This window comes from Arenimonas sp. (assembly GCF_044353605.1).
Lineage (GTDB): Bacteria > Pseudomonadota > Gammaproteobacteria > Xanthomonadales > Xanthomonadaceae > Arenimonas.
On sequence record NZ_JBILBO010000009.1, the window covers coordinates 40,324 to 61,558 of the forward strand.

The 21,235-nt window shown below is 59.1% G+C and carries 20 protein-coding genes; 5 read left to right on the forward strand and 15 right to left on the reverse strand.

What is annotated here, in order from left to right; translation table 11 throughout:
• Positions 1-30 precede the first annotated feature (30 nt).
• Positions 31-1,518: an amino acid permease gene (locus ACIQ1A_RS06960; RefSeq protein ID WP_395770336.1), complete on the reverse strand. Its 1,488-nt coding sequence runs from the start codon at positions 1,516-1,518 to the stop codon at positions 31-33.
• A 170-nt stretch (positions 1,519-1,688) separates the two neighbouring features.
• Between ACIQ1A_RS06960 and ACIQ1A_RS06965 the strand changes: the two genes are divergently transcribed.
• Positions 1,689-2,237, forward strand: coding sequence for an NUDIX hydrolase (locus tag ACIQ1A_RS06965; RefSeq protein ID WP_395770337.1), 549 nt, complete (start codon positions 1,689-1,691; stop codon positions 2,235-2,237).
• Between the two features lie 81 nt (positions 2,238-2,318).
• Here the strand turns inward: ACIQ1A_RS06965 and yeiP are convergent, their stop codons facing one another.
• Together yeiP and ACIQ1A_RS06975 are read right to left on the reverse strand one after the other, a co-directional pair.
• A complete protein-coding gene (gene yeiP / locus ACIQ1A_RS06970) occupies positions 2,319-2,882 on the reverse strand; it encodes an elongation factor P-like protein YeiP (RefSeq protein ID WP_395770338.1) in 564 nt (187 codons plus the stop codon).
• A gap of 18 nt (positions 2,883-2,900) precedes the next feature.
• Entirely contained in the window at positions 2,901-3,671 is a 771-nt protein-coding gene (locus tag ACIQ1A_RS06975; protein WP_395770339.1) for an SDR family NAD(P)-dependent oxidoreductase, read from the reverse strand.
• A gap of 86 nt (positions 3,672-3,757) precedes the next feature.
• Here ACIQ1A_RS06975 and ACIQ1A_RS06980 point away from each other — a divergent pair, with 86 nt between their 5' ends.
• On the forward strand, positions 3,758-5,959 hold the full coding sequence (locus ACIQ1A_RS06980) for a patatin-like phospholipase family protein (RefSeq protein ID WP_395770340.1): 2,202 nt from the start codon (positions 3,758-3,760) through the stop codon (positions 5,957-5,959).
• A 4-nt stretch (positions 5,960-5,963) separates the two neighbouring features.
• On the opposite strand, the gene ACIQ1A_RS06985 is transcribed toward ACIQ1A_RS06980, so the two are convergent.
• From ACIQ1A_RS06985 to ACIQ1A_RS07010, 6 genes are all read right to left on the reverse strand, one after another.
• Entirely contained in the window at positions 5,964-6,458 is a 495-nt protein-coding gene (locus tag ACIQ1A_RS06985) for a GNAT family N-acetyltransferase (RefSeq protein ID WP_395770341.1), read from the reverse strand.
• A complete protein-coding gene (locus ACIQ1A_RS06990; RefSeq protein WP_395770342.1) occupies positions 6,445-7,344 on the reverse strand; it encodes a hydroxymethylglutaryl-CoA lyase in 900 nt (299 codons plus the stop codon). Before ACIQ1A_RS06990 ends, ACIQ1A_RS06985 begins: the two co-directional genes overlap by 14 nt.
• On the reverse strand, positions 7,337-9,331 hold the full coding sequence (locus ACIQ1A_RS06995; protein WP_395770343.1) for an acetyl/propionyl/methylcrotonyl-CoA carboxylase subunit alpha: 1,995 nt from the start codon (positions 9,329-9,331) through the stop codon (positions 7,337-7,339). The genes ACIQ1A_RS06990 and ACIQ1A_RS06995 overlap by 8 nt, the downstream gene beginning before the upstream one ends.
• Positions 9,328-9,843, reverse strand: coding sequence for a cupin domain-containing protein (locus ACIQ1A_RS07000; RefSeq protein WP_395770344.1), 516 nt, complete (start codon positions 9,841-9,843; stop codon positions 9,328-9,330). The genes ACIQ1A_RS06995 and ACIQ1A_RS07000 overlap by 4 nt, the downstream gene beginning before the upstream one ends.
• Positions 9,840-10,631: an enoyl-CoA hydratase-related protein gene (locus ACIQ1A_RS07005; RefSeq protein WP_395770345.1), complete on the reverse strand. Its 792-nt coding sequence runs from the start codon at positions 10,629-10,631 to the stop codon at positions 9,840-9,842. The genes ACIQ1A_RS07000 and ACIQ1A_RS07005 overlap by 4 nt, the downstream gene beginning before the upstream one ends.
• A gap of 66 nt (positions 10,632-10,697) precedes the next feature.
• Positions 10,698-12,050 carry a Gfo/Idh/MocA family protein gene (locus ACIQ1A_RS07010; protein WP_395770346.1) on the reverse strand — a complete coding sequence of 451 codons (1,353 nt, stop codon included), beginning with the start codon at positions 12,048-12,050 and terminating at the stop codon, positions 10,698-10,700.
• 154 nt (positions 12,051-12,204) lie between these two features.
• Between ACIQ1A_RS07010 and ACIQ1A_RS07015 the strand changes: the two genes are divergently transcribed.
• From ACIQ1A_RS07015 to ACIQ1A_RS07025, 3 genes are read left to right on the forward strand one after another with little or no spacing between them, the layout of a single operon-like run.
• A complete protein-coding gene (locus ACIQ1A_RS07015; protein ID WP_395770347.1) occupies positions 12,205-12,444 on the forward strand; it encodes a ferrous iron transport protein A in 240 nt (79 codons plus the stop codon).
• Positions 12,441-14,273: a ferrous iron transporter B gene (locus ACIQ1A_RS07020; protein WP_395770348.1), complete on the forward strand. Its 1,833-nt coding sequence runs from the start codon at positions 12,441-12,443 to the stop codon at positions 14,271-14,273. The genes ACIQ1A_RS07015 and ACIQ1A_RS07020 overlap by 4 nt, the downstream gene beginning before the upstream one ends.
• Positions 14,270-14,503: a DUF6587 family protein gene (locus ACIQ1A_RS07025; RefSeq protein ID WP_395770349.1), complete on the forward strand. Its 234-nt coding sequence runs from the start codon at positions 14,270-14,272 to the stop codon at positions 14,501-14,503. The genes ACIQ1A_RS07020 and ACIQ1A_RS07025 overlap by 4 nt, the downstream gene beginning before the upstream one ends.
• Before the next feature lie 3 nt (positions 14,504-14,506).
• Here ACIQ1A_RS07025 and ACIQ1A_RS07030 read toward each other — a convergent pair whose 3' ends face one another.
• From ACIQ1A_RS07030 to ACIQ1A_RS07055, 6 genes are all read right to left on the reverse strand, one after another.
• Entirely contained in the window at positions 14,507-15,667 is a 1,161-nt protein-coding gene (locus tag ACIQ1A_RS07030) for a GGDEF domain-containing protein (protein WP_395770350.1), read from the reverse strand.
• Positions 15,668-15,676: 9 nt separating this feature from the next.
• The gene (locus ACIQ1A_RS07035; RefSeq protein ID WP_395770351.1) at positions 15,677-17,284 is read right to left on the reverse strand and encodes a carboxyl transferase domain-containing protein; all 1,608 of its coding nucleotides are present in this window, start codon (positions 17,282-17,284) and stop codon (positions 15,677-15,679) included.
• An 85-nt stretch (positions 17,285-17,369) separates the two neighbouring features.
• A complete protein-coding gene (locus ACIQ1A_RS07040) occupies positions 17,370-17,642 on the reverse strand; it encodes a hypothetical protein (protein ID WP_395770352.1) in 273 nt (90 codons plus the stop codon).
• Positions 17,643-17,773: 131 nt separating this feature from the next.
• A complete protein-coding gene (locus ACIQ1A_RS07045) occupies positions 17,774-18,952 on the reverse strand; it encodes a thiolase family protein (RefSeq protein WP_395770353.1) in 1,179 nt (392 codons plus the stop codon).
• Positions 18,953-18,970: 18 nt separating this feature from the next.
• Positions 18,971-20,128: an isovaleryl-CoA dehydrogenase gene (locus tag ACIQ1A_RS07050; RefSeq protein ID WP_395770362.1), complete on the reverse strand. Its 1,158-nt coding sequence runs from the start codon at positions 20,126-20,128 to the stop codon at positions 18,971-18,973.
• Positions 20,129-20,132: 4 nt separating this feature from the next.
• Positions 20,133-21,233, reverse strand: coding sequence for a Glu/Leu/Phe/Val dehydrogenase (locus ACIQ1A_RS07055; protein WP_395770354.1), 1,101 nt, complete (start codon positions 21,231-21,233; stop codon positions 20,133-20,135).
• Positions 21,234-21,235 lie beyond the last annotated feature (2 nt).

Genomic DNA, 21,235 nt, shown 5'->3' on the forward strand with positions numbered 1-21,235 from the left:
GGCGCCGTTTTCAATTACGCATAAAAAGGCTTAATCGTGCTGTTGCAGGCCTTTCTGCAGCTGTGAATTGCGCATGCCGTACACAAAATACAGGATGATCGCGGCCAGCAAATACCAGCCGAAGAACACCAGAACGCGGGTTTCAACCGTGAAGATTAGCGCAAAGCAGGCCACGATTCCGAAAGCCGGCAGCACCGGATACAGCGGTACCTTGAAGCCGCGCGGAATTTCAGGGTGGGTGGTGCGCAGCCAGATGACCGACAGGCAGACGATGCCGAACGCCGCCAGCGTACCGACCGAGGTCATGTCGCCGAGGGTGTTGATGTCGAAGAACGCGGCCGAAGAGGCGGTCAGGAAGCCGACCAGGATGGTGTTGATCCACGGGGTCTTGAACTTCGAATGCACTCTCGAGAACACTTTCGGCAGCAGACCGTCGCGGGCCATGGTGTAGAAGATGCGGGTTTGGCCGTACATCAGCACCAGAATGACCGAAGTCAGGCCGATGATGGCGCCGATCTTGATGGTCTTGGCAAACCAGCCCCAGGCCGGACCCATGGCATCCACGGCAACGGCAACCGGATCGGGCACGTTCAACATCTTGTAGTTGACCATCAGGGTCATCACGATCGCGACCAGGATGTAGAGGACGGTGCAGATCAACAGGGAACCGATGATGCCGAACGGCATATCGCGTTTCGGGTCTTTGGCTTCCTGTCCTGCCGTCGAGACGGCTTCAAAGCCGATGTATGCAAAGAAAACAATCGATGCGGCGCGGAAAATTCCGCCCCAACCGAATTCGCCATCTTTACCGGTCGCTTCGGGAATAAACGGGTCCCAGTTGGCTTTCAGGGTATCGAAGTGCTGAATAACGAACCAGCCGACGATGATGATGAAGGCGATGATGACCGAGGCCTTGATGGCGACGATGACATTGTTCACTTTGGCGCTTTCGGAAACACCGATGATCAGCAGGCCGGCGAGGGCAAGGCAGATCAGGAAGGCCGGAAGATTGAACAGGGTGGTGACCGCATTGCCATCCGGTCCGATCACGGCAGCCCCGTCACGCATCAGCGCGTGTCCGAAGGGGCCGGTCAGTTCGGGTGGAATCACCAGACCGTAATCACCCAGCAGGCTGACCACGTAACCGGACCAGCCGACAGCGACCACCGAAGCGGCCAGACCATACTCGAGCAGCAGCAAGCCACCCATAATCCAGGCGGCGAATTCACCGACCGTGGTATAGCTATAGGTGTAGGCCGAGCCGGAAACGGGCAGGGTTGAAGACAATTCTGCGTAACACAGGCCGGCCAGTGCGCAAACCACGCCGGCGACCAGGAATGACAATAAAACCGCCGGACCGGCATGTAAGGCCGCCGCGTTACCGGTTCTGACGAAAATGCCGGCACCGATGATGCAACCGACGCCAAGGAAAACGAGATTCCACCTGCCCAATGTGCGTTTCAGCGTACTGGTTTCGCTTTCTCTTTGGACCTGTTCAACGCTTTTGCGCATGAGCATACGCGAAAGAAGTCCGCTTGTTGGAGTATTGGCCATTAATCTGCCCTCTAAGTAGGTTTTTATTTTGAAATATGAACGACCCGGGCAATCCGGGCGAACCCGTTTACCATAAGCTAGATGAACGCAGGGGTAAAGCCCTTTCCGGTCGATTCGGGGAAATATTCACCACCATGACAGATATTCGACACAGCTTGCTGGAATTACTGGCGAATTATCCGGTTTCCGGGCAGGCCGATATCGCACGCCGCCAGGAGTTTACGGGCTTGATTGCCTCAGATGAGCACGCCTGCCAGCGCGGACGTCTTGAGGGTCATTTGACCGGTTCAGCCTGGGTGGTTTCCGCCGATGGGCGAAAAGCACTATTGATGCACCATCGCAAGCTGGACCGTTGGCTGCAGCCGGGCGGGCATGCGGATGGGGACTGGGATCTGGCTGCCGTCGCCCTGCGCGAAGCCATGGAGGAAACTGGATTGCCGAACCTACACGTGGAGCCGGCCATTTTTGATCTGGACAAGCACCGAATTCCGGCCCGAGGCAGTGAACCGGAGCATTGGCATTATGATGTGCGTTTCGTGGTTCGGGCCACAGGATCTCAGGAGTTTTCCGGCAATACCGAGTCTTGGCAACTGCGTTGGTTCGACGTCCATCATCTTGCGCAGAATGACGAGTTGGATGAATCCATCCGGCGAATGGCGCACCGATGGCTGCAACGGGGATGATTCAACCCGCTAGAAGCCGCTTGCGGCCTTCGGCATGATGCAGTGCCAGCGGCTCCAGCCGAACACCATAATCGGAGCGCATCAGGCGCGACCACCAAATTCGCCAGTGACCGTGGACACCAGGATCTTTTCGCCATTACTGATGTATTCGGGCACCTGGATTTCGATGCCGGTGCTGAGCTTGGCCGGTTTCGGGCGTTTGGTGGCGGTGCCGCCCTTGAGCTCGGGTGGCGTGTCGATCACTTCCAATACCACGCTCGGCGGCATTTGGATGGCGACCGGCGCATCATCGATCAGCTGCACATAGACGCCTTCAAGGCCTTCCGTGATGTAGCCGGCCATGTCGCCGATGATGTTGGCATCCAGCTGGTAGGGGGTGAAGTCCTCGCTGTCGAGGAAAACGAAGGCATCGCCGTCCATGTATGAAAAACTGGCTTCCCGGCGCACCAGGTCCAGCTCTTTCAGATCATCGTCGGCGCGCAGGCTCAGATCGTATTTGTTGCCGGCGGGAACCGAATACATGGTGAAGCGGAAGGTGACATTGCCGCCGCGGCCCTGCGGTGCGGAGCGCTCGATATCGCGGATCTGGTACACGGTGTTGTTGTATTCGACGACATTGCCTTTTTTGACATCACAAGCTTTCATGGGAAATTCCGGTTGGTTTTATTTGGCGGCAAGACGGACCGAGCCATCAAGGCGGATGGTTTCGCCATTGAGGTAGCGGTTTTGCAGAATAAATGCGGCGGTCGCGGCGAACTCCTCCGGTTTGCCCAGGCGGGCCGGGAAGGGAATCGATGCCGAGAGCGACTCCTGCACGGCCGGTGGCATGCCATCCACCATCGGCGTCCAGAAAATGCCGGGGGCGATGGTCATCACGCGGATGCCGAAGCGGGCCAGTTCGCGGGCCATCGGCAAGGTCATGCCGACCACGCCGCCCTTCGAGGCGGAGTACGCGGCTTGTCCGATTTGTCCGTCAAAGGCAGCGACCGAGGCAGTATTGATGATGACGCCACGCTCACCGTCTTCGCCCGGAGCATTATGCTGCATCACGTCGGCAGCCGCCTTGGCGACATTGAAGCTGCCGATCAGATTGACGCGGATGGTAGTGGCAAACTGCGCCAGGGGCATACAGGCCTCGCGGCCCAGGACGCGGCCGGCCCCGATGATGCCGGCACAGTTGATGGCGGCGTTCAGGCTGCCCATGAATTCGGCGGCCTTGGCGGTATTCTCGGCGACCTGCGCTTCGTCGGACACATCGGTGCTGAAGTAAGCGGCGTTGGCGGCCCCGAGGGTAGTGATGGCCTCAGCGGCTTTCAGGCTATTGATGTCAAACAGCGCGACTTTGCCGCCATGGGCGACGATGTGCTGGGCGACGGCGAAGCCGAGGCCGGAAACGCCGCCGGTGATGATGGCACGGGTATCGGAAAGATTCATGGTAAACCCTCGGTGGAATGGCATATTTTAGCAAAAATCCGCCGAAATCCTCGTAAAATGGCGGCATATTCCACCGGGGACCCTCCATGAAAATCAAACTCGCCTTGTGTGTGCTGCTTGCCGCTGGCCAAGCGGTTGCCGCCGATGCCCCCTTGCCCTGCCGCGCCGCAGATCCGGACAACCCACGCCCACGCATCGGTCTGGTACTCGGCGGCGGCGGTGCCCGGGGTATTGCCCATTTGAGTGTGCTCAAGGAAATCGAACGTCAGGGAATACCGGTTGACTGCATCGCCGGCACCTCGATGGGCTCATTGGTCGGCGGCTTATATGCTTCAGGCATGAGCACGGCGGACATGGAAACCATGTTGCGGACCATGGATTGGGATACCGTGATGAAGGATACCGTGGCCCGCAAAGATCGCAGCTTCCGGCGCAAACAGGATGATCTGGAGTCTCTGGCTCCAGCCAAGCCGGGCATTGGCAAGGATGGTCTTCGGATCTCTTCGGGCTTGCTTGCGGGTGAGAACATCCAACTCTTTTTGGAGCGCCAGATTGCAGCATCGGCCGGGGTGACCGATTTCAACCGCCTGCCGATTCCCTACCGTGCAGTGGCGACCGACATCAACACCGGCAAAGCCGTGGTTCTCGATTCTGGCAGTCTGGCCAAAGCCATGCGTGCCAGCATGTCGATTCCGGGTGCTTTCAATCCCGTCACGATTGATGGACGCATTCTGGTCGATGGCGGCTTGGTCAATCAGGTGCCAGTTGATGTCGTGCGGGCAATGGGTGCGGATATCGTCATTGCCGTCGATGTCGGTACACCGCTCCAGGAAATCAATTCTGAAAGCAGTGCGTTGGCCATCGGTGATCAGGTCATGGGTCTGCTGACCGTGGGCAATACCCAGGCCCAGCTTGCCACGCTCGGACCGAAGGATATCCTGATCCAGCCGGATCTGGGCAAAGAGGTCACCACCGCGTCTTTTGATAAGGCCGCATTGGCGCTCGAAATCGGTGACAAGGCCGCAGCCGCTACGGCACCGCGACTGGCCGCATTGGCCAGACCGGAATTGCCGGCACGCCGCCCTTCGCCAAACCGCGATGCACAGACGCGAATCGCGTTCATCGAATTGGATAACCGCAGTGAATACGATGACCGTGTCTTTTCACGCCATCTGAATACATTGAAGGGTGAAACCATCAATCGTGACGAAATCGATAAACAAATCCATGCCATATACGGCCAGTATCCGCTGGAACTGGTGAGCTATGAGGTGGTCGAAAAGCAGGGCGAGACCGGCCTGAAGGTGACTGTGACCCCGCCGGTCGTCGGCAAATATTTCGGTGAGTACGGATTGAACTTCAGCAGCAGTTCGAAAGGCCAGTTCCTGTTCAACATCACCGCCGGCGTCACCATTGCTCCGATGAATCCTTCCGGCGGCGAATTGCGTACTCTTCTGACCTTGGGTGACGAGCCCAGCCTGACCAGTGAGTGGTATCAACCGCTCGCACCAGCATCACCGTTCTTCACCGATATCCGTGTCGGTTACGAAAAGCCCCTGTTGTCACTGGTGGATGGCAATGAAAACGTGTTGGTGGAATATGCCGCGCCGACCGTATTCATGAGCGCCAAGCTCGGCCGCTCTTATGGCAATTGGGGTGAGCTGAGTCTGCAGGCGAACATTGCCAATGGCCGGCTCGAGCGCAACATCGGTTCGACCATGTTTCCCGAGTACGACTACCAGCGCCGTGAGCTTGCGCTCGGCTTTACCATCGATACTGTCGATTCGCTGTACCTGCCTCGCAACGGAAATGTCCTGGAAGCCTCCGTGGTCAGTTCCGTGGATGCCTGGGGCAGTGACGACGATTATCGTCAGTTCAATTTCGATTTAATGCATGCCCGCGCCCTAGGCAAGCATTCCGGATTCGCCGGACTGCGCTACCACAATACGTTCAGTGGGGATGCCGGCTTCCAGAACTACTACAGCCTGGGCGGCGTCACCCGTTTTGCCGGATACCAGGCCGAACAGCAGTTCGCCGAGAACTATGCTCTCGTTTTCGCCGGATATAACTACGAACTGGGCAAGCTTCTCGGTAGATCCCTGGTACTGGGCGGTTCAATTGAACGTGGCAAGATCTGGTATGACAGCGCCATTGTTTTCGATGACTATCAGACGCATGGCAGCATCTATTTCGGGTTCGATTCCTGGATCGGATTGCTGATGATGGGTTATGGCCACAGCAACGAGGGGGATAGCAATTTCTTCATCGAGCTCGGCAGGACGCGCTGATTTTTTACAGGCTTTTCGAAAAAAACCGGTTGCAACCGCCGTGGCCGGTGTTACCCATGTGTTTTTCCAAGGATCGGAATCCGGCTTTGTGATACAGCGCCATGGCGCTGTCCATGCCGGCGAGGGTTTCGAGATAGCACAGCTCGAACCCTAAATCACGGGCCTTGGCAAGGCAGGCATCCATCAGCGCCTGACCGGCACCCAGTCCGCGCAGTGCCGGTAGGAAATACATCTTACGCAGTTCGCAGATGCGTGGATTGGTCGCCCCTTCCAGCGGCGCAATGCCACCACCGCCCATGACCTGGCCTTCCAGTTCGACCACGAAGTAGGCGCTTCGGGGGGCATTGTAAGCTCTGCTCATCCAGTCCACTTCCGCATCATGGATGGCGAATCCTTCGCCGTCTGCACCGAATTCCGGCATCACGCTACGGATGATATACGCCACGCGTGAGTCATCGTGTGGGGTGATCGGACGGATTTTCCAGTTACGGTTTTTCATGGTGCATGGCCCGGTTGACTTTGCTGGCACTGGGTCGGCCGAGCAGGCGGCTCAGCCAAACGCCGGTTTCGACCAGTCTAGCTAAATCCACGCCAGTGGCAAAGCCCATGCCATGCAATGCGTATACCAGATCTTCGGTAGCGAGGTTGCCGCTGGCCCCCTTGGCATAGGGGCATCCGCCGGCCCCGGAAACCGAGGCGTCGACAGTTCGTACTCCGGTTTCCAAACACGCATAGACATTGGCCAGTGCCTGCCCATAGGTGTCGTGGAAATGCACCGCGATGGCCTCCATCGGTATTTCGGAGGCCACGGCCTTGACCAGCGCGTGGGCAGCATGGGCCGTTCCCACTCCGATGGTGTCGCCCAGCGAGATTTCGTAACAGCCCATATCCTTGAGGGTTTTGGCCAGACGGACCACATCGGCGGTGTCGACTGCGCCTTGATAAGGGCAGCCCAGCACGGTCGAGATGTAACCGCGAACGGCGATGCCATCTTCCATGGCACGCTCGAGCACAGGCTGGAAACGCGCGATGCTTTCATCAATGCTGGCATTGATGTTGCGCATACTGAACGCTTCCGAGGCGGCTGCGAACACTGCGACTTCGCGGACACCGCAGGCAACGGCGCGCTCATAGCCTTTCAGGTTCGGAACCAGTACCGGATAGCGAAGGCCATCGTCTATGGGAAGCTGCGCAAACAGGGCTTCGGCATCGGCCAGCTGCGGTACCCACTTCGGGCTGACGAAGCTGGTGGCCTCGATGGTACGCAAACCACTATCGGCCAGACGACGGATCAGCTCGATTTTGTCGGCGGTGGCCACGAATCCCGGCTCATTCTGCAGGCCGTCGCGCGCGGCGACTTCGACGATGCGGACGTGGTCAGTCATGTGCGGGTTCCCAGCTGAAAATACCGGCTTCGGCATCAAGCACGCGACCGGCTTCGGCAAGCACTGCAGTAATGTTGCCGTTACTGGGAGCTTTGATGCTGAGTTCCATTTTCATGGCTTCCATGACCGCCAGTTCATCGCCGGCCTGAACCGTTTGGCCGGATTGCACCTTCACCAGCACCAGCTTTCCAGGCATCGGTGCCCGGATGAATCCGTCGGATCGGCTTGTTGCATCGCTGACATCGCTTCCGGGAATACGGATCTGCCAGTGTGAGCGTCGTCGGCCGTCGTGAACCACCAAAGTGTTGTCAAAACGGAAGCAGTGCAGGGTATGGTGCCGGTCATCCATGTCCAGCGTGAGCGATTCATTGCTTCCGGCCAGCACCTTGGCTTGCAGTACTACCTCATTGCCGGTGATGATCAGGTTACCATCGACAAGACGGGTTCGGTAAAGCGCGAAATCGGCATGGTGTTTCAATGCAATACGGAACGCGCCATGGCCGTGCGGTCGCCAGAAGTCGCGTTGCGACCAAGGGTCGTCCGCATCGGACGGCTCTCTATGCTCGGCCGCCTTCAGGCTGAAATAGGCTGCCGCTGCAAGATGCCAGGCCGGCAGTTGTTCCGGATGTTTCAACACGGTATCGAGATGCCGGTCCAAGAATCCAGTATCGATATCACCGCGCTGGACCGCTGGATGGGCGACCAGGTCTTCGAGAAATCCGATGTTGCTCGGCAACCCGAAAATCTGACAGCCGGCCAAGGCATCCTGCAGACCCTTTAGCGCGGCTTCGCGGCTGTCGGCATAGACGATCAACTTGGCCAGCATCGGATCATAGAACACTCCGATATGGTCACCCTCGCGGAATCCGGAATCGATGCGAACCGATGCGCCGGTTTCGGGCAGACGCATCTGACGGATAGTGCCGCTGCCGGGCATGAAATTCAGATCCGGGTTTTCCGCATACAGGCGGACCTCAATGGCATGGCCTTGATGCCGGATGGCGTCCTGCGGCAGGGGAAGCGGGCGACCGGCAGCGACTTCAATCTGCCACTGGACCAGATCAAGCCCGGTAACCATTTCCGTAACCGGGTGCTCGACCTGTAGGCGGGAGTTGATTTCCATGAAGAAGAAGTCACCATTCTGCGCCACGATGAACTCGACGGTACCGGCATTGCGGTAATCCACGGCACGCGCGGCGGCCACGGCCGCTTCCGCCATGCGGGCGCGCCCGGCAGCATCGAGAAAGGGCGAGGGGGATTCTTCGAGGACTTTCTGGAAACGTCGCTGCGCCGAGCACTCGCGCTCGCCGAGGTGGATGGTATTGCCCTGGCTGTCGGCGAAGATCTGGAATTCGATATGACGCGGTTTTTCGATATAGCGCTCGAGCAGAACACGGTCCTTACCGAAGGCGTTACGCGCCTCGCGTTGGCAGGATTCAAGTGCGCCGGCAAAAGCCGCCGGCTCGTTCACGATGCGCATGCCCTTGCCGCCGCCGCTGTGTGCGGCCTTGATCATCAGCGGATAGCCGATGGCATCGGCTTCACGTTGCAGGTGCGCCGGATCCTGAAGCTCGCCACCATAACCGGGGACTACCGGAACGCCATGGGCGGCCATCATAGCCTTGGCGCCGGCTTTCGATCCCATTGCCCGCATGCTGCTGGCTTTCGGACCGATGAAGACCAGGCCGGCGGCCTCGACCATTTCCGCGAATTCGGCGTTCTCGGAAAGAAATCCGTAGCCCGGATGGATGGCATTGCAGCCGGTATTCAAGGCGGCATCGAGCACCGCCTGCTTGTTGAGATAACTGGCCGAGGCCTCCGGTGGGCCGATGGCTACGGACTCATCGGCCGCACGTACATGTTCGGCATGGCGGTCAGCCTCCGAATAAACGGCTACGGTGGCGATGCCCAGCTGCTTGCAGGTCCGCATGACCCGGCACGCGATTTCGCCACGGTTGGCAATGAGGATTTTTTCAAACAGGCTCATTCGCCGTCCCAGTAGTCGAGGTTGTCATCGATTCGATTGCGCAGGCGCACGGCTTGGGGAAATCCGGCCACATCGGCGCCGGCATAATGCGATGCTCCGGTTTTGCCGGAGTCCGGATATTGGAACATGTCGGGACTGATGGTGGTGCTTACCGCAAGATAGCGCAGGGTATCGGATTCAGAGGTGTTGATGATTTGATGTGCGCGTTCATGGCCGCCGCAGGGGCAGGCGATGATGTCACCGGCCCGCAACGGAAACCGGTCCGTACCATATCGCAGCTCGCCGGAGCCTTCGAGGACATAAAACATCTCCTCATTGCCGAAATGATTATGGAAAGGAAACGCCGATTTTCCGGGCGGCACCACGGTCAGGTTGTAGCCGAGTTTTTCGGCGCCCAGGGCCAAGGAAATCGGTGCGATGGCCGACCCAAGGTAGGCGTCTGGCGAACCGGGAACACGTTCGGAAATGGGAACCGGTTGGAGTTGATCCAGATTGATGACCGGTGCTTTCATTGTTCGATCCAGCCGCTTGGGCGCTTTTCAAGAAAAGCACTGAGCCCTTCCTGACCCTCGGCACTGACCCGCAGGTGCGCAATCAGTTCGGCATTATCCTTATCCTGGTTCTCCATTTGCAGCGTGGTTCCGGCCGGGCTGTACTCCCGGATCAGCTGTTTGGCGGCAGTAACCGCTTTCGGTCCAGCTTTGCCGATCCAGTGCACGATACGATCAATGCTGGCATCCAGCTGCGCTGCCGGAACCGCTTCATGCAGCAGTCCGATGTGCAGGGCCTGCGCGGCATCGAAGATTTCCGCTGACAGGAAATAGCGGCGGGCATGACGGGTGCCGATGGCGGCGATGACATACGGTGAAATCACAGCAGGCACCAGTCCGAGTTTGACTTCGCTGAGGGTGAACTTGGCGGTATCGACGCCAACGGCGATATCACAGCAGGCCAGCAGGCCGACACCGCCGCCGTAGGCGGAACCATTGACACGCGCCAGCACCGGTATCGGCAGATTGTCGAGACGACGCAGACAGCGTGCCAGTGCCATCGCGTCTTCGAAATTCTCGTTTTCCGAAGCCTGCGCCATATCGCGCATCCAGTTCAGATCGGCGCCTGCCGAGAAGGTGCTGCCAGCCCCGGTCACCACCAGACAGCGTGCCCGGGTCGCTTCGACTTCGGCCAAGGCTTCATCAAGGTCGCAAATCAGACTGGCATCGAAGGCATTGTGACTGGCGGGCCTATTCAGGGTCAGGGTCGCGAGCGTGCCGCGACGTTCGAGCAGGACGGTATCGGACATGGCCAATGGATTCCAAAAGGGAAATGATAACGGATATCCCACCGGACCGGTGGCAATGCGTACGGCTTAAAATGCATCGGTACGCGCGAAGGTGTTTTTACGCGTCCGCCAAGCGCCATTGGTGAAATCCGGAAAATCCACAGCCCGGTTCCCTTCCGCGATGGACAGCTCGCTTAGCGGCGTGATCGCGCTCCAGGCCGCGGCATCATAGACGTCCTGCGGCGTCGCAATGCCGCGTTTGGCACTTTCGATGAAAGCGTGCAATACGAAGAAATCCATACCGCCATGGCCGGTGCCATCGGCATCGGCGGCGTATTTCTTCCACAACGGATGGTCGTATTTCTCCAGCCAGGGCGCGGCCGGCTCCCATTTATGACGCGGACTGATGCCTTCAATGTGCAGGGACTGGTTGATGTCCATCCACAAGCCTTTGCTGCCCTGCACGCGGAACCCGAGGGAATACGGACGGGGCAGGGAGGTGTCGTGCTGCAGCAGCACCGTCTCGCCGTTGGCGCAGGCGATCTGGGTCGTCACGACGTCACCGAGTTTGAAGCGGACTGCAGCATTGGGATGGTCTTTGCCACCCTTGGCAAGAACGTAATCGTGCAGTCCTTGGGCGCGTGTGGCATAGGCACTCAGGCGCGTGAATCGGTTACCGCGGTTGATGTCGGTCATCATCGCAATCGGCCCGATGCCGTGGGTCGGGTAAAGGTCGCCGTTGCGTTCGATCGAATGCTGCGTTCTCCAACGTGCCTCCGAATAGCCCTTATCGCCGAACTCCACGCCGCTGTCGTAGGGCGTTTTGCCGTCGTTGAATTTGACGCCACGCAGATCGTGTTGGTAGCCGCCCTGCAGATGCAGCAAATCGCCGAACAGGCCTTGCCGGACCATGTTCATCACGGCGATGACGTCGCGCCGGTAACAGACGTTTTCCAGCATCATGACCTGTGCACCATGCTTTTCAGCGGCCCGGACCACATCCCAGTGGTCCTGCAGGGTCAGGCCGAGCACCACTTCGGTGCCGACGTACCGGATGCCGCGATCCAAGGCATCGAGAATCATCGGCTTATGCCATTCCCAAGGCGTGGAAATGACCACGGCATCCAGATTCCGGCGGTCGAGAAGCTTCCGGTACGCGTACGGGTCGCCCGTGACGATTTCCGGCATTTTCTTTCCGGCGTCGGTCACCATGGCGATGCTGTCACGCAGCATGCCGGCATCGGTATCACACAGCGCAACCACCTGTACGTCGTCCCGGGCCAGGGCCAGCTCCAGATGGTTCTGGCCACGCAGGCCGACGCCGATCAGGCCGATACGGACCTTGTTACGGGTCTTGGCAGCGAGCTGCTCAGGGGCGATGAACAGCCCGGCAGCGAGGACGGCACCGGATTGCAGGAAATGACGGCGAGTGGGGTGCATGGGCGGCAGGCTTCAGTAACGGGGTTGGTTCAGCGTACCTGTGCCGACGCGCCTTGTGAAGACCGGCTGAATCTTACGGTGGACTTGACTGGAATCAACAGCATTTTCACAACTTAGCGCTATAATGAGAATAATTCCCATTTGGAAAACTGGCATGAATTTGAGCCAATTGGCCGTCGGACAGGAAGCCCATGTGCAGGCGGTGACGCCCCATGGCGAGGGTGATGCCATTGCCATGCGTCTTCTGGACCTCGGGTTTGTCCCGGGCGAAGCCGTTCGCTGCATCGCTTTGGCGCCGTTTGGCGGCGATCCCATTTTGGTCCAGGTCGGTTTCACCCGGTTTGCGCTTCGCGCCTCGGAAGCGGCTCGCATTCAAATCACGGTGGCTGCATGAATACCCTCAATGTCGCTTTGGTCGGTAACCCGAACTGTGGCAAAACCGCACTTTTCAATCTTCTGACCGGAAGCCGTCAGAAGGTGGCCAATTACGCCGGTGTCACCGTCGAGCGCAAGGAAGGTCAATTCGTACTGGACCAACGACAGGTCCGTATTCTTGATCTTCCGGGCGCATATAGCCTGAATGCGGCCAGCCCCGATGAGCAAATCACCCGGGACATCTGCATGGGCACCAGTCATTTCGGGTTCCACCCCGATGTGCTGGTCTGTGTCGTCGATGCCACCAACCTGCGCCTGCATCTGCGCTTCGTTCTGGAACTGAAGGCCCTCGGCAAGCCGATGCTGGTGGCATTGAACATGATGGACGCCGCTGAAAAGCGTGGCATCACGATTGACGTGCCGGCATTGGCGTCCGCGCTCGGCGTGCCGGTGGTGCCTACGGTCGCGGTTGCCTCGCACGGTGCCGATGCCCTTAAAGCGGCGCTGGCCGGGGATACTTTCGGATTGCCGCCTGTGGAATGGAACAGCGCATCCGATGGTGATAGCCATCAACAGGTGCGACGGATATTGGCCGACTGCGTCAGCATGCCCCGCGTCACTTCACAGACCGATGACCGCTTGGACCGCTGGTTGCTGCATCCCGTGCTCGGTCCCATCGTGCTTTTCACGCTGCTGTTTTTCATGTTCCAGGCCGTGTATGCCTGGGCTGGCCCTTTTCAAGACGGCATTTCATCCATCGTGGCTTGGATGTCGGGTGCTGTCGGAAATCTTATGCCGCCGGGTATACTCCTTAGCCTCATCCAGGATGGCATTTTCGCCGGCCTCGGCACGGTGCTGGAATTCCTGCCCCAGATTTTGATTCTGTTCGCTTTCATTCTGGCCTTGGAAGAAACCGGCTACCTGCCGCGCGCCGCATTCCTTCTTGACCGCGTCATGTTCCTCAGTGGCTTGACAGGCCGTTCCTTCATCCCGCTCCTGTCGAGTTATGCCTGTGCCATCCCGGGCATCATGGCCACGCGTTCCATCCAGGATCCGCGTGACCGGTTGGCGACGATCATGGTGGCGCCCTTGACCACCTGTTCGGCGCGGCTACCGGTCTACACACTGCTGATTGGCGCCTTCATTCCTGAAACTGAGGTTGCCGGCTTGTTCAATCTGCAGGGGCTGGTGCTGTTCGCGCTCTACCTGTTCGGTATCATCAGCGTGTTCGCGGTGGCCTGGGTGATGAAAATGCTCAGTCTGCGCAAATCCGATCATGCCTTGCTGTTGGAACTGCCGTCCTATCGGATGCCCAATCTGCGTGATCTGGCGATTGGTCTGTGGGACCGCATGCGCATTTTCCTGCGCCGTGTCGGCGGCATCATCCTCAGCCTGACCGTGCTCCTGTGGTTCCTGTCCAGCTTCCCAAGCCCGCCCGAGGGATTCACAGGGCCGGCCATCGATTACAGCTTTGCCGGCCGCATCGGGCATGCACTGGCCCCGTTATTCGCCCCGATCGGATTCAATTGGCAGATCGTGCTTGCCTTGATCCCCGGCATGGCCGCACGCGAGGTGGCGGTTTCCGGGCTGGCAACCGTGTATGCCGTGTCCAGCGACGAGGCGGGCATCAGCCAGCTCGGGAGCATATTGGCCTCACAGTGGAGTCTGGCGACCGCACTTTCGGTGCTGACCTGGTATGTATTCGCACCGCAGTGCATTTCAACCATCGCCACCATCAAGCGTGAAACCAATTCCTGGAAACATACCGGCTTTGCCGTGTTTTATCTGTTTGGCTTGGCTTACCTGTTTGCCTTCCTGGTGTATCAGACGGCGGCGGCATTGGCATGAACGACATTCTGCAGTGGCTGTTGGTATATGCGGTGGTACTGTGGTGTCTGCTGCGCTTGATGCACAAGTACGCAGCCCAGGCGATTTGGCAGTGGCAGGCCAAGGTCAGCTATTTCTTCGAAACGCGGCAGGCGTCATGGAGTCATCGTTTGGGTCGATTCCTGCGTCCTGCCGTAGCGATTCCGCAGGGATGCCAAAGCCATTGCAGTTCCTGCCGGAACTGCGCCTGAGGTTCAGGTCGGCAATACCACCACCTTGTTACGGCCGCCTTCTTTTGCCACATACAGGGCCTGATCCGCACGATCGATGAAATCATCAAGGCTTTCATCCGGTTTCATCCGGCAAAGTCCGATGCTGACGGTACAGTGAAGCAGGCCTTCGCGGGTCTGAAACGGCCGGATACTGATGGCCAGGCGAATGCGTTCAGCCATGGCCGCGGCCATATCAGCGGGCGCCCCGGTCCAGAATACCGCGAACTCCTCTCCACCAAGTCGCACGCACAAATCGTTGGGGCGAACGAGGGTCTCCAGTCGCCGTGCTACTTCAAACAGAACCTGATCGCCCGCGGCATGCCCGAAGCGGTCATTGATGGATTTGAAATGATCGATGTCGATGACGGCCAGATTGACCTCAGGCACGCCATCCCGGCGTGCCCGATCCAGAAGCCGCTTGAAGCGGTTAGCCATGCCCCTGCGGTTGAGCAACCCGGTCAGCTCATCGAATTCCGCCAAGGCCATCATTTTCTTTTGCAGATCATCGTTGACCAACATCAGTATGGCGAAGCCTTGCATCACCAGCGCGGTGATGAAAATCAGAAGCGCGGTCGAATTGACCGCCAATGCCGGTCCGGCGCCCACGCCTGCCGGGGAAACCGCAATCAGGCCGCGCAGCAATAGCCTTGCCAGCAGCAGGCCGATCAGGAAAGTTCCGAAACCGAGTGCGAAGCCGCGTTCACGACGGAAGGCATGCAGCAGATCCGTCAGGGCCACACCGGTCAGAACGGCGGCAACGGTCAGCGTGAGAGCCAAGGTCGCCCAGTCCGCAATCACGGTGCGTCCGAGCAGCCACAGCGCGATCACGGCCAGACCGCTAACCATGGCGATTGGAATCCTAAGCAATGGTCGCCCGAGATAGGATTTTACCGCCAGAGCGATGAAAGCGGCATTGAGCAGGACACCGAGCTGGCCCATCAGTGTGGAGGTTTCAGTGGGGCCATAGTCCCGCAACAGCTGGAAAACCGCCGTGGCGGCGAAACTGCCGAACCAGAACCAGAGGCCGAAACGCCCTTTGGCATGAATGGCGCCGGCGAAAATGATCACTGCCGAGACGATGGCCAGCATCTGGTGCACGACCAGAAGCGTGCCGACATCCAACCCCTGAAGTTGCATCCCCATATTTTTATTCTACATCCGATAGACGGCGGCCGGCCCGCGTTCAATTGGAGCATTCAACGAAGCCGAGAGGGCCAGTCCCAGCACGCGACGGGTATCCGCGGGATCAATGACGCCGTCATCCCAAAGCCGGCTGCTGGCATAGAACGGGTGTCCCTGGCGCTCGTATTGTTCGCGGATGGGATCCTTGAAGGCGGTTTCGTCTTCCGCACTCCAATTCTCACCCTTGGCCTCGATGCCATCACGCTTGACCGTTGCCAGCACCGAGGCGGCCTGTTCTCCGCCCATCACCGAAATGCGCGCATTCGGCCAGGACCAGAGGAAACGTGCGCCGTAGGCACGTCCGCACATGGCGTAATTGCCGGCGCCGAAACTGCCGCCGATCAGTACGGTGAATTTGGGCACGTGCGAACAGGCTACGGCGGTCACCATCTTGGCGCCGTCTTTGGCGATTCCGGCCTGTTCGTATTTCCGGCCGACCATGAAGCCGGTGATGTTTTGCAGGAAGACCAGAGGGATATTGCGTTGGTTGCAAAGCTCAATGAAATGCGCGCCCTTGAGTGCGCTTTCCGGAAACAGAATGCCGTTGTTGGCGATGATGCCGACCGGAAATCCGTGCAGATGAGCGAAGCCGGTAATCAGGGTTTTACCATAACGTGCTTTGAACTCCTGGAACTCGGAGCCATCGACCAGTCGAGCGATGATTTCACGGACGTCGAATGGGCGTCTCGCGTCTTTGGGAACGATGCCATACAGCTGTTCGGCGGGGTAGGCCGGTTCGACCGGCGCTTTCATTGCCAGCGTCTCGGGTTTGCGTCGATTGAAATTGGCGACGATACTGCGGGCAATCGCCAGCGCATGCTCGTCGTTTTCGGCAAGGTGATCGGCCACGCCGGAAATGCCGGTGTGTACCTCGGCTCCGCCAAGACTTTCAGCATCGACGATTTCCCCGGTAGCGGCTTTCACCAGTGGCGGTCCGCCGAGAAAGATGGTGCCTTGTCCGCGCACGATGATGCTTTCATCGCACATGGCGGGCACATAGGCACCGCCGGCTGTGCACGATCCCATGACCACGGCGATTTGCGGGATGTTGCGCGCGCTCATGCGCGCCTGATTGTAGAAAATACGACCGAAGTGTTCGCGGTCGGGGAATACTTCATCCTGCAACGGTAAAAAGGCGCCACCGGAGTCCACCAGATAGATGCACGGAAGTTGGTTTTCCAAGGCGATTTCCTGGGCACGCAGATGCTTCTTCACGGTCATCGGAAAATAGGTACCCCCCTTGACCGTCGCATCATTGGCGACGATGACCACTTCCAGGCCGTGAACGCGTCCGATACCGGTGATGATGCCTGCCGATGGCGCTTGGCCATCGTACTGGCCATCGGCGGCCAATGCGGAAAATTCGAGGAAAGGGCTGCCTGGATCGAGCAATGCGTCCACGCGATCCCTCGGCAGCAACTTGCCACGCGCGGTGTGTTTGGCGCAGGCCGCTTCGCCGCCGCCCAAAGCCACGGTAGCCAAGCGTGCATTCAAGGCATCGCGCTGCTCCAACATGGCAACGCGGTTAGCGGCATATTCATCGGAGCCGGTATCGATGGTGCTGGTCAGTTTCGGCATGGAAAAGTGTGCGCCTTTTTTACATAGTGTACTCAAAAAAAAACCGCCGTTGCCGGCGGTTTTTTCATTAATCGCAGAGCGACTATTACTTCTTGACTTCTTCAGCAGCAGCTTCGGTGGCGTCAGCAGCAGCGGCGGTGGCGTCAGCAGCGGTGGCGTCAGCAGCAGCGTCAACGACCGGAGCAGCGGCGTCAACAGCAACTTCAGCAGCAGCGGCGGTGGCGTCAGCAGCAGCTTCAGTGGCGGCAGCGGCTTCGGCGGTGGCGTCAGCAGCGGCGTCGGTGGCTTCTTCTTGCTTCGAGCAGGCGGTCAGGGCCAGCGCGAAAGCCAGAGCGATGATGGTTTTGTTCAGGGACATGGGTATTTCCTCAAAGTTTCAATATTGAATTTGATTAAAAAAACGTGCGTTATCACGCACGTAGAACTAATCATGCCAGTATTTTTCAAATAGTCAAGTATTTGTGAGTAAAAAGTAAAATAATTGTTCAGTTACGCCAGCTCGATGGCCACGGCCGTTGCCTCACCCCCGCCAATACAAAGGCTTGCAACACCTTTGCGCGAGCCGCGGGCCTGCAGCGCATAAATCAGGGTCACCAGAATCCGGGCCCCCGAAGCCCCGATGGGATGGCCAAGTGCGCAGGCACCGCCATTGACGTTGACCTTCTCGTGGGGAATTCCCAGTTCATGAATCGGCGCCATGGCTACGGTCGCGAAGGCCTCGTTGATCTCAAACAGATCGACGTCCGAGGCTGACCAGCCGGCTTTGGCCAGAACGGCCTGGATGGCACCGACCGGCGCGGTGGTGAACCATTCCGGCGCTTGGGCAAACGAGGCTTGGGCAACGATGCGCGCAATCGGTTTCAGGCTGTGGGCGGCGGCGTAGGTTTCCGAGCTCAGAACCAAGGCGGCTGCGCCGTCATTGATGCTGGACGAGCTGGCTGCCGTGATGGTGCCGTCTTTCTTGAATGCGGCGCGCAGAGTCGGGATTTTCTCGATATTGCATTTGCCGGGTTGTTCGTCACTGGCAATCTGCACCTCGCCTTTGCGACCGGTCACGGTGACCGCTGCGATTTCGGCATCGAAGGCGCCGCTTTGCTGGGCCTGCAGGGCACGGCGGACCGATTCGGCGGCAAAGGAGTCCTGCTGCTCGCGGGTGAAGCCGTATTTGGCCACGCACAGCTCGCCGAATACGCCCATGGATTGCTTGTCATAAGGATTGGTCAGGCCGTCCCAGGCCATGTGATCGAGCATTTCGGCGCTGCCGTAGCGGATGCCGGTACGCGAACCCATCAGCAGATGCGGGGCGTTGGTCATCGATTCCATGCCGCCGGCCACGACCACTTCCGCCGAACCGGCCTTGATCAGATCGTGACCGAACATCACGGCTTTCATGCCCGAACCGCAGACTTTATTGAGGGTGGTGGCGCCTGCCTTCATGGCCACACCGGCGCCGATGGCGGCTTGGCGCGCCGGGGCCTGCCCCAATCCTGCCGGAAGCACGCATCCCATCAGCACTTCATCAACCGCGTCGCCGCTGACACCGGCCTGTTCCAAAGCGGCCTTAATGGCGGTGGCGCCAAGTTGGGTGCTGGGCACGCCGGTGAATTGGCCGAGCAAGGCGCCGAGGGCGGTACGTTTGGCGCCTAGAATGACGATGGAGGAGCTCATGGGGTTTCCTTTTCGGGGTTATTGCCGGCCGTCGAACAGTTCACGTCCGATCAGCATGCGGCGGATTTCGTTGGTACCGGCACCGATGGCATACAGCTTGGCATCGCGCAGGATGCGACCGGCATCGTAGTCATTGATGTAGCCATTGCCACCGAGCGACTGGATGCATTCCAGAGCGACCTGCACCGCCGCTTCACTGGCGTGCAGCAGGCAACTGGCGGCATCCACGCGGGAGCGTTCGCCGGCGTCGTAGGCGCGGGCCACGGCATAGGCAAAGGCGCGCGAGGATTGCAGGGCGGTATACATATCGGCGATTTTGGCTTGCATGATGCCGAAACTGCCGATAGCGGCATCGAACTGGCGGCGTTCACGCACATAGGGCAGTGTCAGGTCGAGCGCGGCTTGCATCAGGCCGATGGGGCCGCCCGACAGCACCAGACGTTCGGTGTTCAAGCCGCTCATCAGCACCTTGACGCCGTCATGGACGCTGCCAAGGACGTTCTCGGCGGGAATCACACAGTTTTCGAAGACCAGCTCACAGGTGTTGGAGCCGCGCATGCCGAGTTTGTCGAGTTTCTGCGCGGTGCTGAAGCCCGGCATACCTTTTTCGACCAGAAAGGCGGTCATGCAACGACTGCCGGCATCTTTGCCGGCGGTGCGCATGTACACAATCAGGACATCGGCATCGGGGCCGTTGGTAATCCACATCTTGTTGCCGTTGGCAATCCAGACGCCGTCTTTCATCTCGGCGCGGCAGGCCATGGCTCCGACCACATCCGAACCGGCTCCGGGCTCACTCATCGCCAGGGCGCCGACCCATTCACCGCTGCAGAGTTTCGGCAGATATTTGGAGCGCTGTGCATCGGTACCATTCAGGTAAAGATTCTGCACGCACAGATTGGAATGCGCGCCGTAACTCAGGCCGACCGAGCCTGAGGCACGGGAAATCTCTTCCATCGCCACCAGATGCGCGAGGTAGCTCATGCCCGATCCGCCGAATTCCTCGGCCACGGTAATGCCGAGCAGACCCATATCGCCCATTTTGCACCAGAGATCGGCCGGAAACAGGTTGTCGCGGTCGATATCGGCCGCACGCGGCGCGATTTCGGTTTCCGCAAAACGCCGCACGCTGTCGCGCAGGGCGTCCAGGTCTTCGCCGAGTCCGGTCAGTGCCATCGCATCAACCGGCGCGGCGGCCGTGGAAGCGCGGCGCGTGCTGGCCCAGATGCGGCAGACGCAGTTTGCCGATGGCGGTAATGCGTTCTTCGGCCATGCGGTCGGCTGCCATATAGGTCGGAATGCCATCGCGGGCGCTAATTTCGAAAATGCGGCCGAGGTTGAAGTAGATGGTGCGTAGCATGCGCATGGCGCGTTCGCGGTTGTAGCCGTCGATTTCCAGCGACACATTCATCAGGCCGCCGGCGTTAACAGCATAGTCCGGGGCATACAGAATGCCGCGGCGCTGCACTTCATCGCCGATTTCATTGGTGGCCAGCTGATTGTTGGCCGCGCCGCAGATAATCTTGCATTTCAGACGTTCGATCGTGGCTTCGTTGACCGTGCCGCCGAGCGCGGTCGGAGAATATACATCGGCATCGACGTCGTAGATGTCGTCCAGTCCCACCGCCTCGCAACCGTACTCGTCCACCGCGCGCTGCACGGCCTGTTTGTTGATGTCAGTGACGAAGATCTTGGCGCCGCGTTCATGCAGCAGCTTGACGAATTCCATGCCGACATGGCCCACGCCCTGCACGGCGTAGCTGTATTTGCCCACGTCTTCATTGCCGAATTTGACCTGCAATGACGACATCAGGCCCTGCAGGGTGCCGAAGGCGGTGAATGGCGAGGGATCGCCCGAACCGCCGTGCACCTGGTGCACGCCGGTAACGAATTCAGTTTCGCGGTAAACATATTCCATGTCGTTGACGTCAATGCCGACGTCTTCGGCGGTAATGTAACGGCCGTTCAGGGAGTTCACGAATCGGCCGAAGGCGCGGAACAGCGCTTCGGATTTATCTTTGTTCGGATCGCCCCAGATCACGGCCTTGCCACCACCCAAATTCAGGCCGGACACTGCTGCTTTGTAGGTCATCCCGCGGCTCAGGCGCAACACGTCGTTCAGGGCGTCCTGTTCGCTGGCGTAGTTCCACATGCGGGTACCGCCAAGCGCCGGGCCGAGCACCGTATTGTGGATGGCGATGATGGCTTTCAGGCCGGCATCCTTGTTATGGCAGAACACCACTTCTTCGTGTTCGGTTTTGCTGATGCTTTCAAAAATCATGG